Origin of the sequence: Bariatricus sp. HCP28S3_D3, assembly GCF_052065755.1 — a bacterium.
In the GTDB taxonomy this organism is placed as follows: Bacteria; Bacillota; Clostridia; order Lachnospirales; family Lachnospiraceae; genus Allocoprococcus.
The window spans coordinates 12,264-26,887 of record NZ_JBQHTK010000022.1 but is presented as its reverse complement, the minus strand read 5'-3'; the positions used below and the strand labels follow the sequence as shown (position 1 = coordinate 26,887).

Genomic DNA, 14,624 nt, shown 5'->3' with positions numbered 1-14,624 from the left:
CCTCCTTATTGTGGACATGGTCAGTCCACAAAGATTGGTCCGCCGTTCACCACCTTATACCTGATCTGCTTTACTCCTGCTGTCATCTCGTCCAGGTCTACCACTAATGCAACTGGTTTTCCCTTCTCCAGCGCCAGCTTCTCATATTCCCAGTCGCTCTCATCTTCAGACACATACAGAAACGCCATCTTATTTTCGGTGGAATCCATCAGGAAATAAAGCTTCATCGGCACCTGTTTCTGTAGCATCTCCAGCAGCTGCATGTTTTTAGGGCTGGATGATATACGATTGACGACACCAACCGCCGTGCCGAGGACTGACCGCAGCAGGCTGCAGCAAATTTCTCCCTCCCGGATGTATATTGTGGTGATATCGAGGTCTGACATGAGACCGGCATTCTTCAGAATCTCCAGACGTTCAGCAATCTCTGTGTCAAGAGCCGACAATCCGTTTGCATGAGCATCGCTTCCAGGCATGGAAGAATATACCATATCATTGCTTCTATACAAGGCACCCTGATTGATATCCACCCGGATGAATCCCAGCTCATTTTCATAGGTATCCATGTTCACAACCTGCGCCATAACACCGGACGATGTCGGTCTCTCTTCCATCCAGTGATTGTAATCATCACTGACAAACAGCAGTGAAATCGTATTTCCACGCTCAATCACATGATAAACCAGATAGGAAGTCTGCTCTTCGAAAGCCTTAACCACCTTCGCATAGCGCTTATCATAATTAATCGTATCAATACTGCCCAGAAATCCTCCTGTGATATAGGAGTAGTACAGCTTTCCTTCACTGAAGTATTTTTTTATTTTTGGATTTATTTCATATATATTTTCCAGAGTTGTAAGGCGTTCCATTGCCTCCATCATCTGCTTGTTTCTGTCCATCGTCTCAAATGGATTTTCCTCATTCATAGATTCCTGGAGTATGCTCTGGACTATCTCCATAATATCATCTGTAGCTGCATATCCTACTTCATCCGGTATATCATACTTTTCTGTGAATTCCTGCAAATTCTCCAGATTCTTCTTAACAAACGCAAGTGTCCTGTCCTTTTCAAGATTAAAACACCCCGGATGAATCGGATCATGAACTGAACCGCAGCAAAGCATAAAGGTTACAAGCCCCATAGAGTCCTGTGCTGCCCTCATAAAATAAAACCAGGGAATCCCCGCCTCCACTGACTGCTCAATCCAGTTGACTACTTCCGGTATATCCGGTATCTCACGCGGATCATCATCATAGTCCAGGAAGAACACTTCCCAGCTGTTTCTCATTTCAAGCAGCTGCTCTCTATCTGAAGCAATATTTTCAATCAGTGTTTCAATATTGGTATAGTCCTCCATCAGGACATCCATCTTTGGAATAGGAACCATACACGTATCTGCCATTTCTTCGCTTCCCCCTGTAAATATTTAATCCGGATAGCACCTCTGGTACATCTTCCGACAAAGATCATATTGTTTCTTGTAACCACGGTTTGACGGGCTTCGGTCCAGCAGCCATTTCCAGCCATCTATTGCATACTGCAGATAGCGTTTTCCTGAGTAGGTATCTATCTTAAACCGCTCAAAGGCAGCCTCTGTAAAGGTGCGGTGACAATCTCCCTTACGATCTTTTGCCAAAACCGGCAGCAGCTTTTCTACAATTTCTTCATAATCAGACTTGGTACCGTTGCTGTCAAAGAGGCGCTGGCTTGCCCCTGCCTTAAAGAAGAGAACCAGTGCATATTCATAAACCGCTTCTGTACTCCTGATTTTTGTCAGGATTTTACGCCGGATTTCCAAACTTTCTGTATAGTTCTCACGGGCCTGAGCAAAATCACGAGTTTCTTCACAAATTTTTCCGCAACGGTTCAGTGCTACGGAATATGCATGCTGAGCTTCTATCGTTCCGTACTTTTCCGCAAGATTCCCGAAGATCACTTTTGCCTCCGAAAAGCATTTGCCCGCCTCATCGGATTTTCCATTAAGCAGAAGTGCCGTTCCTCTTGCAAGTACAGCCTCTCCATACTGTTTTTGATGTTCATCTGTATCTTCAGCTGCAAGGATCCTCTTTCTTAGTATGACCGCTTCTGCGTATATCTGTTCAGCCTTCGTATACTCGCCATGTCGGATATGGACATCACCAAGCACCAGCATACTGGCCGACAATGTAAATGCTGACGCAATAGACTTCATCTGCTCATCGATTTTTCGATCTATCTCCAATGCTTTGAGATACCAGTTTTCAGTCTGCTCGAAATCACCACCGGCATAATAAGCATCCCCAATACGTTCACAGGCAACAGAAATATTGTGCAAATTATCGGTTGAAGGCTTCTGTGCATATCGCTTTTCAGCAAGTTTGTGGTACTTGTCCGCATAAGCGATCGCATCATCATACAGATCCAATCTTCTGCAGTTCTTGCCGCAAAGGTCATATGCCTGAGCGTGATAATGCTGGAAATCCGAAGAATCTGAAAAGGAGGTGATCTGTTCCATCAGCTTCGTCAGCTGTTTTGCATACAGCAGCGAATCCCTGAAAGAACTCAGCTCATAAAGACATGTTGCGAGACTCTCAAGTGCCCTGATATACTCCAGCATTTCCTCCGGTTCTTTTATCTCATCAAATTTCTGTTCATAAAGTTCGACCAGTCGTTTCCTCCAGAGGATTGAGTTTTCATAGTTAACCTGAATGCCATCACCTTCCCAGTACATTTCAGCCAGTTTTTTAACAGCTTCAGGCAAATTCTGACGTGCCGAAGCAACGATCAGCGATACTGCCCTTTCCGTGTTGCGTTCCATTTCGATGCCATTGAAAAATGCCAGACCAATCAGGTAATCCTTCTCCGGTGTTGATTCTACCTCGGACGTTATTTCCTGAAGCACACTTTCCAGCTCATCTGCATTGTCACCATCCACAAACACTCTGAGCCCCGGGAATATCTGTCTTAACGCTTCAATATCCGGTGTCTCTGCCTTGTTCTCATTCTTACCAACTGAGACGATCGTCTTATCCTGTTTTCTGGCAGCAGGATACTCCTCCCGAATCACATAATTATCCGGCTCTGTAATGGATGGCGAAACCATCAGGAGAAACACATCGCTCTGTGCCAACGCATCACCAATCTGGTCACTCCATTTTTCTCCCGAGGACATAAATTCATCAAACCAAATGGAAACATTCCTGAGTGACGGAATATCATGTATCGTATGCATCAACTCATTGGCATATCTCCGGTCTTTTTTTCGATAACTTAAAAATATCTTTCCGCTGAAAGCCTGTTTTATCCGCTCAACCTCCCCATTCTCCAGAAGAATCGCACTCAAATCCCGAGCCAGTTTCTGGTAATAGGATATCTCTGTTCGATCCGTCACCTCTGACCTAAGCAGCTGTATATCTCCATATCCATCATGGACGCGGTTCATCTCGACAGCAAAATATTCCTCCAGACCGGATTCCGCGGCAATCGGGAGGATAGGTATATGCTGCTCCATGGCAAATTCATATTCCCAGTTCTTGGCCAGGCTGTCATTTGCCAGATAATTTGTTGATACGATAACTACGAACAGCTTCATCTCCTGAAGCTTCATTCCCAGATCATCCAGATCGATATCATCTGCTTTCAGCAAGTCAGTTTACATTGATTACGCCATTGGCTGCATTGCCGCTCTCATTTGCCGGTAAATCTGCGAAACGCACTTCCGGCGAACCAATCTCACCTTTTTCAAGAGCATCACGGTTCACAGTCTCCTGAAGAAGATCCAACTTCTCGCTCTCTCCAAGCTTGCTGTAGGTTGATTCGCGGAACATGGCATACAGCTGATCATTACTCAGATTCCCATACCGGGTGGGATGTACTCCGTATGCTCCCATCTCAGTCTACCTCCGCATATTCCAGATCCTCAGCTCTGCGATTTCCGTGTTCCCTTTAGCCAGTTCGGTCATAACCTCCAGAGCTTTCAGGAAATCCCTGTTGTTCCAGATTGCCAGAATCATCGGCAGAGAATATTTGCCAATGTAAATGTCAGTCAGTTTCTGCCCTTTTGCCCATTCCTCCACATTCTGAGCTAATTCCACGGGACATCCTTCCAACGTCTGCATGGTCTTATCCTGCGCAGCCTCTTGTGTAAGACCGTATTCCAAACGGATTCTTTCTGTCATTCCTCTTACATCACGTGTCTTCATGTTGCTTCACTCCCTCTATATTACTACTGGTTGACCCAGCACTTTTAAATTGATGGTGGCATTACACCATCACCTCCTTATGCCGCCATTTCGTCTTCGTAAACTACAGAATCGACACTGACCAGAATGTCCTTGTCTTCTCTGGCCTGTCTCTTGATGCTGCAAAGCACCTTTGTGCCAATCGGAAGTCTTCCGGTCCAGTAACCGAATGCCGGAACGAGTTCCTTGCAGTCATCAAGGTCATTTTCGATATTCAGGTCAATGTACAGACCTGATCTGCTCTGTCCCTTCACGATACCGGGAACGGAATCGCGTAAATTCAAAACTGCTTCATTGTTGTATTCGTAATCCCACATAACTTTTTCCTCCCTGAATCTGCGTTGTTTTCTGTTCTGATCTAACTATCTCACCAACCGGGAGTTTCATCACTCCCGGTTGAAGTCAGCCTTAGAAATACTTTTTGAAACTTTATCCGCATCTGAGATCAAGATAATTGTCTTCCTCCTTGTGATTGGTCAGCATGCTGCAGTGTTCCGCATAATAAGCCTCCACATCCGCCTTATGGAATCTGCAGGGAACAATCGGAGAGAAAAGCTTTACCTTGTCCTTGTACAGAAGCTGAACATGTTCGTAGGCCTGAGAACCGTCTGCCTTGCCATTCGCCTGCGTCCGAAAAAGTTTCAGATAAGAAACATAATCTCTCACCTCATCAATCAGTCCTGCGCTTACAAGCCCCACAAAGATAGCTGCGGATCTCGCCTGACAGTTCAACGATTTCGTTGCCAGATCTGTAAACGCCGTAAATTCTCCCTGAAGGAGTTGCTCTCTTACCGCCTTGTTCTCCGGTTCCATAAGTGCATTCAGGTAAAGGAAGTCATAGAACTGAGAAATATGATGCACCGGTGCATAAAATGTCATGCCATCAAACTCATACTTGTATGAATGCATTCCTTCCGATGCCTCTTTAACCAGTTTCTTGCACTCCCGCCCCGGAAGAAACAGATAATCAGGAAACGGGCCAACGGTCTTCGCGCCTTCACTGTATATACGAGAGGATTGGAAAGCACTCTCCACTGTCGTAAGTCCTTTCTTCGTTCTTTTGCTCAGGTTCATTGCACTAAGCTTCATCCCGAGGGACATCAGACTTGAGGAAGAAATCTCCAGAACCTTCTCGTCCGGATAAGCCATCTGGAAATTCTGATGGAGTCCGATCTGACACTTTCGCTTCTGACTCATCGCGAATCCGCCGAACCAGTCAATATTTACATGAACCTCTTCGAAAAACGGATACTCTGTCTTACTAATAAAAACACTCTTCTCAGCCATGAACTTCTCCTTTCCGAATGAATTACTCACTCATCAAATGCCTTGTTGTTTGATCTGAATTAAGTATCCCATGGAAAATGAGTTTCCGCATCGTCAGAAGATTTCTGGCGTAGAAACAAAAAATCCAAAATTCCCCGAAAATTTGAAACACTCTGCTGCAGAATTTTGAGTATCAAAAAAAAGAGCCACGGATAATTCTGCTTACTGCAACACTATCTGTAGCTCTTATAATCATAACTCTGTTATGGATATGGAGAGACACGCTTTATGATCACACCCTTTTTCCAGTCCTAACAAATCTGTAATTTTATATGTGCCGGCTGTATAATCCCACCTTCCGGACATTTATCTTATGGCCAAGCTCAAGTCTCTCGTTGGTTGAGATGGTAAAGGTACCATTTGAAGCATTCATATCTTCCAGCACATATTCGTCATCTGATAACCTGTGCACCTTGACATAAAAACGACTTAAGGCTGGCTGGTTCAAAACCATATCACAGGCCTATCCCCTTCCGATCACGATCGTATCTTTTGCAAACTTCAAGACCTGACCGGTAGAACATATTCAGATTCTTATAAGCAGTGTCTTTGCCAGTGCCTCATCCGTCAATACCACTGTTGACTCAAAGCCAAATTGCTCTTCCAGATTTCCTTTGTTGACCACACTGTCATTACTTGTAAATACGCCTCTCAGATTGTTCTATATTTATGATCTCACATTCCTTTAATTTGGCCTGCCTCTTTTTAAGGAATCTGGCATCTGCCATACTGATTCTACGTAGATTCAAATCCGCTGTTATTTCTCCGAATGAGCTGTATTTTATCCGATAATCTTCTTTCATGCTCTTCTGCAGAATCAGATTGACCTTATCAACAAAGGCCTTACTCAGTGTATCGCTGCTTATCTTATCACATGGAAGCACCGGAACTCTCCCAGTACAAAGCTGATAAAGCAGCACTTCAATCTCTTCGACTTCTTTTTCAAAGTAATACTGTCTGTTTTCCCGCTGAAGCTTAATCACCCCATAGTAATTATTCTGTAGACGGGTCAGTGCAAGCTTTTTATCACGGGTAACCACAAGACTTCCTCTTGCAAAATCCCTGAATCCAAGGTTCTGCGAAAACAAATAATTCACTGCGTCAATAATATCGGAAGTCCATTCCACAACCTCTGACTCCTATAGTTTATGATCATCCAGATAACGATCAAGAAATATTTCTCCGCGATATTCCTGAAAAGTATACATATTCCCGTTCTTAATCATGACATCATATATTTTCGGGAACACCGAATGCGACAGATTCACTGCAAACCTTGCCTGACTCAGCATCATTTCCTGCTGGCATTGCTGTTATAATCAGCCTGCACCAGCAGTTCATACCCCAGACTCTTATGACCGCCCAGATATGAGACTGTGCTCTGCCGATTAGCAATCTCGTCACCTACCTGAAACAACGGATGATTGATTTCCTTATGGCTGACATCCGCCTGATCGAAAGTAGGGTCAAACAATTCTCCTGGAAGAAATTCCAGCAGTTTCTGTTCATATCCTTCCGCCTTCCCTATCATCTGAATCCTGCCAAGCATCATCTCAATATCGATGGGCATTCAAAAATCTCCAGCAAAACCACATGTATCAAAATTTGATGATTCTGAGCAAAATTCACTTCATTCTTTACATACTACGATGCAGCGGCTTCCCGAGACAGAAGCAACAAACACACAGCAACTTTTTCCAGATGCGATGCAATCACCATGTTCCCGTCGTCTCCTGAATGCAGACCGCTATCATACCAAAAACGGCCGCCGCTCTGTCTTAAAACATTGCATACGGAAGTCATGCTGACGATATCTCGATGAGAATAGCTGATAAAGATATACGGGGCACTGCCTTCGTACATGCCAGTGCTCTGGTTTGCCGTTTTCTTTTCTGAATAGATGGCTTCTGTCATATTATTTCATTCCCTGCTCAGACTCCGCCGACTCCTTAGTGGGCTTCTTCTCCGGTGCATACTCATCCCTCACCAGCTTCATTATATTCCAGAGATAGTTTCCCTCTACAGCAAGCATTCCAAGGCGATCAGCAATACACTCTGACCATTTCGCTTTCTCATTCTCCGCAAGATATCTCTTTAACCGGTCTATTCCCAGAATCGGCACCTGCTTAAAGTCATACAATTTATAATCTTCACCATTACGGAAAGCCGAATAAATATCAAGGATATCCATCTGAATCTCATGTTTTATGCAGAAATCCTTCCAGTATCTCTCATGACATTCCTCCAGATAATCCGGCCACATTTTATCTTCCGGCCAGGAAGAAGGTTCAGTCTGCTGGAAATCTCTCTCCATTTTCTCGCGGATTGCATCATACTCCTGCTTTATCTGTTCATCATCTCTGATTTTTTCCATTGGAATACCGATTGCTTCCTTCAAATCCATCAGGCATCCATGGAGATGCAGTGTTTCGTTTGAAAACTGATTATCCTTGTGAAGTTCATATGAATTATGCTGTCTGTGAAAAACAGCCATTTCCCGACATGATGGCTCCCTGTATCCGATACCATACATATATGCATTCCAGCGATTTTTTTCCAGCCAAAACAAAAGATTCAGGCGTTTTATCTGTGTTTCCGATAATCCGGGATCTTCCGCTGCTGCTTCCTTTGTATCCTCAGTCAGAGAAATCCCAAGAATGCGATACAGAAATTCCTGTGTATACTGCTTTTCAGCCCACTTTCCCTTTCCTTCCCAATCCGGCAAAACACCTGCTGAGAAAAGTCTGTACTGATAATGCAGTGCACTTGCTTTTGAGCTCCGATAATTATACAAATTGGTATACAGGTCATTCCACGTGCCTTTCCCGCTGTGTCCCTGATGGATTTCAAATGCATCTACTTCAAGACCTGAATGCTCTATATTATCAATCTGATATTGCTCCGCAAAGTTGCCCACATAATATCGACGTACATTTAATTCCGGCTGTTCCGCATTTATACCGGTAAGCTGACTGTTAATGCTGTTTAATTCAGCATCTCTTACCACGCACAGTATATCTGCTGTCTGCCCTGTCATAAAAAACTGCATATCAAGACGCCGCTTCAATTCTTCGCCCAGGAAAAGGTTCTCCAGATCATCTCCCGTGTCAATCAAGCAATAATTGATCCCTTCAGGGAAGCCTCGCATAAAGTTTTCGTCCCTTAGATTATCAAGTTTTTCCCGCACATCAAATTCCGCATATGTCTGGCTCGTTTCTTTCCGTTTTTTAGCCAAGCGATTCATGGTGGTCGAAATGAATGTTTCCATCAAATCCTTATCCTGACACAGTATATGAAATACTGGATGGACTCGTACCGGACGGTCCGTATTCGGGAATTTGTCTGCATATGGATTCAGAAACTGTCCGCACCAAGAAGCATTCTGTATGAAGCGATGAATCAGAGGGGTATCTCCTACCAACAATATATTTACCCGTGTGCAGACGGGATCTTTCTTCTCCTGAAGGCATCTATATAAAGGATACTCTCGAAGGAGATCATATGACATGATTTCTGCCACATCTATCGGTTTCGCAAAAATATCAAGAGATTTTTCACCTGCCATCTTATTAAATTTCTGAATCATTGGATCCAGCATGGGTGACTCGGCGAAAACATATATCTCAACCTGACTGCTCAGCTTTTCCCAGACACTGAAAAAATCATTATTCATGTCACGCGAAAAGAAATCCGCAAAAGAAGTAATATTAGCCTTCTCATCGTTGTCGATCAGATAATACTTTACAGGTCCCCAGGCAAGCCTTTTTAAAATACTGATGTCATCCTGCAGGCAAAATCCCTGAATATTCATCGCCCTCATGCGAATTTCCACATCTGCCTCCTCAGTTTCGTCCGTGTACGCATCTGTGAAAACCAGAATGCAATCCGACCTTGAAGCATAAATGCTTTCTGCTATCAATACCGATCGTTCATTTAATTCTGAGAAAACATACGTCGTATAATCCGGATGCAGAACAATCATGATTCTCAAATGCATTCCCGGAAAGGCATTTGTAAGTATTTTCAACAATACAGCCCCACCGGCCAGAGCTGCAAGAACATTGATAAATGCACAGTATGCCCCATACCCCCAATTCAACACCTTCTGCCATGTACCGGCCTGCATATGCGATAATACAAAATCTTTCCCGTCTGTAAGGAAACTGCTATAATCCTCATCCATGGAAAATGACTGGAACGCGTGAACCATAGAATTCAGGACATGCTCAAAAAAATTTAAGCCAGCCCCATCGGAGGCTGCAACTGAAAACAATTCTGTATGTATAGATACATCAAATCGAATCACCCAGATGGCAAGGAAGAACAGTACCAGGGGATATATATATCGAAGTTTTTTTCCAAACAGAAAACTGCCTTTCAGACATGACAGAAATAATACGATTGCCTCCAGGGAAAAAATGATAGACAGTGCCCATAAAATTCCAAAGCTAATCAGTAAACTCCCGTTTCTTTCCGTAATAACACATGCCGTACCTAATACAATCACAGGGACAATAATACCCATAATTGTAAGTAAAAAGCTGTCTCGCATTTTTATCTGCAACTGTAATTTTTCATAGAAACGGGCAGAATGCTTTCTCTTCTTTTTATTAAAACCATTCAATATTTTACCCACCACCCTCAAATTGTTTTGATATTATAAAAGGATATCTGCTCACTCTCCGGGAGCAGATACCCTTCTGGCATCCAGCAAACAGATCTGCACTGCCTTACGCTTTATGCACTACAGTTTTTTTTCATTTCTCTCCACGGCTTCAGAAGCAGTGTATCAAGCATTGCTTTCAATCCTTCCGGCTCAATCTCATCCAACTGACCATCTACATAAGCCAGGCATGCACCAATCTCGACTATGTCATTTACTAACACCTTCATAAGATTTTCATCAACCACCTTTTCTACAATAACAAACGGTACAAGAAAATCCTTACATCTACTTTCAAGGATTGCCGGTAAAACCTTGATCAGTTCTCCCTGAGTCTCACTATCCATCCATGCGATTTCATCCCATGTCAAAGAAAGCTTGCCTTTCGAATCATGTCTTATATAATCAAGCAGATCTCCATGATCAGTAATCTTATCGATAAACTGTCTCTCCAGACGATCAAAATCGTTGTCTACAAGTGCCTGGGTAAGTAAAACACCCTGCAGGATCTGATCAAACTCAGCCATGGTAATTCCCGGATTAAAAGAAGTAGATCCAGTAGCCTGTCTCTCAGCCGAACGATATGACTCTGCTACAGTTTTCACCAGCTCCTGCGCATGATCATAAGACTCACACGCTTTGTTAAACAATTCCTGTGCTCTTCCCATTTTCATTCTCCTCCATTTCATGTGTTGTTAGCTTAAGAGCGTTCACGCTTCTATATATGATAACTACATATAGAACACTATAATTTACCTGTTAAGGATTTCCATAAACTGATCTCCACTGATGGTTTCCTCATTATACAGGAACTCAGCCAGTTCATTCAGTTTATTCTCATATTCTTTCAGCAGCTCCACTGCCTTATTATGCTGCGTCCGGACGATTTCAATTACCTTCTGATCGACCGCAGACGCTGTGGTTTCACTGCATGCCTGAGAAACTCCGCCTCCAAGAAAACCTCCCTGCGTTTTTTCCAGACATACCATATCGAACTCATCTGTCATACCATAACGAGCCACCATTTCTCTGGCAATCATGGTTGCTTTCTCGATATCGTTTGATGCACCTGTTGTGATTTCATGGAAATGCACCTCTTCCGCTGCACGGCCTGCGCAAATAGTAACAATGCGATTTTCCATTTCAGTCCTTGTGGCCATCACAGAAGGCTGTGTCTCCAGCTGCTGTGCAAATCCCAAAGCTCCGCTTGTTCTCGGAACCACAGTAATCTTTTCAACCGGTGCTGAATGACTCTGCAATGCACCAGCCAGAGCATGTCCAATCTCATGGTAGCATGTCACCCACTTTTCATGATCACTCATGATCTTATTCTTGGTAACATATCCCATAGAGATGACATCAATACTTTCCTCGAGGTCATGTTGCGAAACACTCTCCCGATTTTCTCTGAGTGCCTTTAAGTTTGCCTCATTAACAATATTGCGGAGTTCTGCACCGGATGATCCAGCCGCGAGTCTTGCCACCTTGTTCAAATCAATATCTGTCTCATGCGGTACTGATTCGAGATAATGAGATAGTATGTCCATTCGCCCTAACAGATTCGGAAGCTGTACCGGTACTTCCCGGTCAAATCTTCCCGGTCTTTTCAATGCAGGATCCAGATATTCCGGTCGATTGGTCGCTGCCAGAATGATCACTTCACTGGACTCATCAAATCCATCCAGTTCTGTCAGGAGCTGAATTAGCGTCTCACTGTTTGCCCCGCCGTAATTTCTGTTTCCTCCGACCGCATCTATCTCATCGATAAATACAATGGATGGCGCTATCTTTCTGGCTTTTGCAAAAAGCGATCGCACCTTCTCCTTTCCGGAACTATGATAATCATATCCCAGATCACCGCCGCCAATCGAAAGGAACGGTACTCCAGCCTCTCCGGCCACAGCCTTTGCAAGCATTGTTTTTCCTGTTCCCGGAGGTCCGTAAAGCAGTGCACCGTGCGGTATTCTGGCATTGCGCTCCTGATATTTCTTCGGATTTTTCAGGTAATCCACCATCTCCTGCAACAATTCTTTCGCCTCATCTTCTCCGCGAACATCTGCAAAGGAAAGCTTTACCCGTTCCTCATTAAACATCATCACGCCGGATTTATCCTTGCCAAATGACATAGCCCCGGCAGCTCCTGCATTTATTTCTTCAACCGCTTCCTCAAAATCCACCGGGAGCAACGTCATCAGTTTCTGTTTGGACAACTGTGCTCTGGTGATTGCCTTGCTCATGGTTCTTTCAAAAAGATTTCTTACAAACCGGGCATTAGCAAACGTTGGGCTATAGTAGATATTATTCGGCAAAGTTGAGAAATACTCTTTTACTCGTTTTTCAAACTCTTCTCCGTAAACAAAATCCCGACTGGCATCCATAAAGAATATCTGGGACAACTGTTCCTTTGAATAATTATCAAAACGAATTTCATATGGCATTCTGGATACAAAGCCCGGATTGGAACGCAGCAGATCGTCCATTTCGTCCTTATAGCCGGCCATGATCACAACCATATCATCTCTATGGTTTTCCATTTCAGCAATCAGTGTATTGATTGCCTCTTTCCGGTACGAATCAGAGCCATGCTCCTCATCCACCGCCAGTGTATATGCCTCATCAATAAAAAGGACACCGCCATATGCGTCCCTGCAGATTCCATTTACCTTAGGGACTGTTGATCCCACATAACGTCCCATAAAATCTCCACCAGAATACTCATAGAAAGTTCCTTTGCGCAGGATTCCGCGCTCCTTGAGCATTTTACCGAGGATTCGGGCTACTGTAGTCTTTCCAGTACCAGGATTCCCAACGAATCTCATATGGATTGCAGGCTTTGCTGTCTTTGCATTCTGCAATGTATATTCAATTGTACGGACAGCCTCTTCAATCTGACGCGCAACATCCCCCATCCCGATCAGACGATGTAATTCCTCATCTGCCGTGATTTCCTGCTGTTCTTCATCGTTATCCAATGTTTTAATATCTTCTATCCTTATAACCGGATCAGCGGAACCATTTTTTACCTTCTCATAGATCACCTGATCCATGACTTTTTCCATGGTCACGATTCCATAAAAACGGCCGTCCCGCTTTTCATCCGCAACCATCTGCTCAACAATCGGAATGCAGGAATTATCCAACTCCAGATCATACTTTTTCAAATATCGTTTTCCGCAAACCAGCAGATCATCAAAACTCATCGGTGCAAACGGTACAGTCTTGATATAAAAGATGTCAGAAAGAATATCTGTCGTCTGCTTTAACAGTTTGCTCTCCAGGAACGGAACCCTGAAAACATAAAGGTTTGTATCCAGACTCTTTAAAGCCTTCAGAAGCTTCGAATAGTTTGGTGTTTTTAATACTCCATAGCATTCCGAAACATCCACATTGATCACATATCCCTGGGAATTTCCATTTCCTTTTATCTGCTTCAGAATGACCGAAAGGTATTCATCAAATTTCATCTGCTCATCCAGATCAGACGGAACCTGCATCTCCATCATCCCGCTGATATTCATCAGCTTATCTTGATTCAGCATATTCGCCAAGGAGGAAATCACGGTATGAAAGCCATACCCATCATCAATAGAAAACAGGAACGCGTTTCTCTGGATAAAATTGTTCTCCTTAAACCCACGAAGTACCGGAGCCATCCGATGAAGTTCATCACATAAAGCCTGAAATGCCTCCACACCGACCAATGAATGGATTTTTGACATTGCATCCGACTCCGAATTATTCCGTCCGGTTCCAAAATCAAAATCCAATCCACCCTCAGCAGTGTTTCCACCACTAATTGCATTTAAAATATCGGCAAATCTATTGCCATCGTCTTGCTGTTTTTCTTCTCGCTCATCTCTCTGTTTTTCTGCCAGTTCTTCCTCTGAAGTCTCAGACTCAACGTTGCTCTCCACTTTTGTAGACGTCTGTTCTACGCTTTCATTTTGCTGACTTCTCCCCGCAGTCTCTGTTCTGAGAAAGAATCTGAAGTCGTAATCACCAGCACGGTCTTTTAGACGCGGAATCAACTTTTCCTTCATTTCCGATTCGGAAATTCCCTTAATTGTAATCACACATCCGTTAGAGCTTTTAGACAGAAGGGTGATATCATACTCGCCGTTCATGTATTCAATCATCTGCGACAGGATCATTTTTTTTCTGAGATCCTCGAGCGCATCCGATCCGTTCTGAAATTCAATCTTAATCTGAAATGAATTTGTTTCCAAACCAACACCTCTTCTCATATATCATTGATTGTTCTGAGGCAGCCAGTCACACACGTCAATATTCCTGATACCATCTTACGCAATCATATACAGATTTATTTTAACATATAGACGACTTTTTGGCTATAAAAACATTGCTTCATCGTTATCAAACATTTCCTATACTCTTCTTTTCAATGTCTTTAAGT

The 14,624-nt window shown here is 43.5% G+C and carries 14 protein-coding genes; all 14 read right to left on the bottom strand.

What is annotated here, in order from left to right; all coding sequences use genetic code 11:
- Positions 1–20: 20 nt before the first annotated feature.
- Complete coding sequence (locus ACTNB3_RS12660; RefSeq protein ID WP_441026115.1) at positions 21–1,403, bottom strand: hypothetical protein; 1,383 nt, start codon at positions 1,401–1,403, stop codon at positions 21–23.
- A 24-nt stretch (positions 1,404–1,427) separates the two neighbouring features.
- Positions 1,428–3,626, bottom strand: a complete 2,199-nt coding sequence (locus tag ACTNB3_RS12655) for a TIR domain-containing protein (RefSeq protein ID WP_441026113.1) — start codon at positions 3,624–3,626, stop codon at positions 1,428–1,430.
- 1 nt (position 3,627) lies between these two features.
- Positions 3,628–3,870, bottom strand: coding sequence for a hypothetical protein (locus ACTNB3_RS12650; RefSeq protein WP_441026111.1), 243 nt, complete (start codon positions 3,868–3,870; stop codon positions 3,628–3,630).
- Positions 3,871–3,876: 6 nt separating this feature from the next.
- Entirely contained in the window at positions 3,877–4,182 is a 306-nt protein-coding gene (locus ACTNB3_RS12645; protein WP_441026109.1) for a hypothetical protein, read from the bottom strand.
- A 77-nt stretch (positions 4,183–4,259) separates the two neighbouring features.
- Complete coding sequence (locus tag ACTNB3_RS12640; protein ID WP_441026107.1) at positions 4,260–4,538, bottom strand: hypothetical protein; 279 nt, start codon at positions 4,536–4,538, stop codon at positions 4,260–4,262.
- Positions 4,539–4,650: 112 nt separating this feature from the next.
- The gene (locus ACTNB3_RS12635; protein WP_441026105.1) at positions 4,651–5,508 is read right to left on the bottom strand and encodes a DarT1-associated NADAR antitoxin family protein; all 858 of its coding nucleotides are present in this window, start codon (positions 5,506–5,508) and stop codon (positions 4,651–4,653) included.
- A gap of 307 nt (positions 5,509–5,815) precedes the next feature.
- Positions 5,816–6,001 (bottom strand): hypothetical protein, encoded by a 186-nt coding sequence (locus tag ACTNB3_RS12630; protein WP_441026103.1) that lies wholly within the window; start codon positions 5,999–6,001, stop codon positions 5,816–5,818.
- Between the two features lie 178 nt (positions 6,002–6,179).
- The gene (locus ACTNB3_RS12625; protein ID WP_441026101.1) at positions 6,180–6,674 is read right to left on the bottom strand and encodes a hypothetical protein; all 495 of its coding nucleotides are present in this window, start codon (positions 6,672–6,674) and stop codon (positions 6,180–6,182) included.
- Between the two features lie 12 nt (positions 6,675–6,686).
- Positions 6,687–6,842 carry a hypothetical protein gene (locus ACTNB3_RS12620; RefSeq protein WP_441026099.1) on the bottom strand — a complete coding sequence of 52 codons (156 nt, stop codon included), beginning with the start codon at positions 6,840–6,842 and terminating at the stop codon, positions 6,687–6,689.
- Positions 6,839–7,117: a hypothetical protein gene (locus tag ACTNB3_RS12615; protein WP_441026097.1), complete on the bottom strand. Its 279-nt coding sequence runs from the start codon at positions 7,115–7,117 to the stop codon at positions 6,839–6,841. Before ACTNB3_RS12615 ends, ACTNB3_RS12620 begins: the two co-directional genes overlap by 4 nt.
- Before the next feature lie 74 nt (positions 7,118–7,191).
- Positions 7,192–7,461 (bottom strand): TIR domain-containing protein, encoded by a 270-nt coding sequence (locus ACTNB3_RS12610; RefSeq protein WP_441026095.1) that lies wholly within the window; start codon positions 7,459–7,461, stop codon positions 7,192–7,194.
- A 1-nt stretch (position 7,462) separates the two neighbouring features.
- Positions 7,463–10,171 carry a hypothetical protein gene (locus tag ACTNB3_RS12605; RefSeq protein ID WP_441026093.1) on the bottom strand — a complete coding sequence of 903 codons (2,709 nt, stop codon included), beginning with the start codon at positions 10,169–10,171 and terminating at the stop codon, positions 7,463–7,465.
- Between the two features lie 113 nt (positions 10,172–10,284).
- Complete coding sequence (locus ACTNB3_RS12600) at positions 10,285–10,878, bottom strand: hypothetical protein (RefSeq protein ID WP_441026091.1); 594 nt, start codon at positions 10,876–10,878, stop codon at positions 10,285–10,287.
- 84 nt (positions 10,879–10,962) lie between these two features.
- Positions 10,963–14,436, bottom strand: a complete 3,474-nt coding sequence (locus tag ACTNB3_RS12595; RefSeq protein WP_441026089.1) for an AAA family ATPase — start codon at positions 14,434–14,436, stop codon at positions 10,963–10,965.
- Between the last annotated feature and the right edge of the window lie 188 nt (positions 14,437–14,624).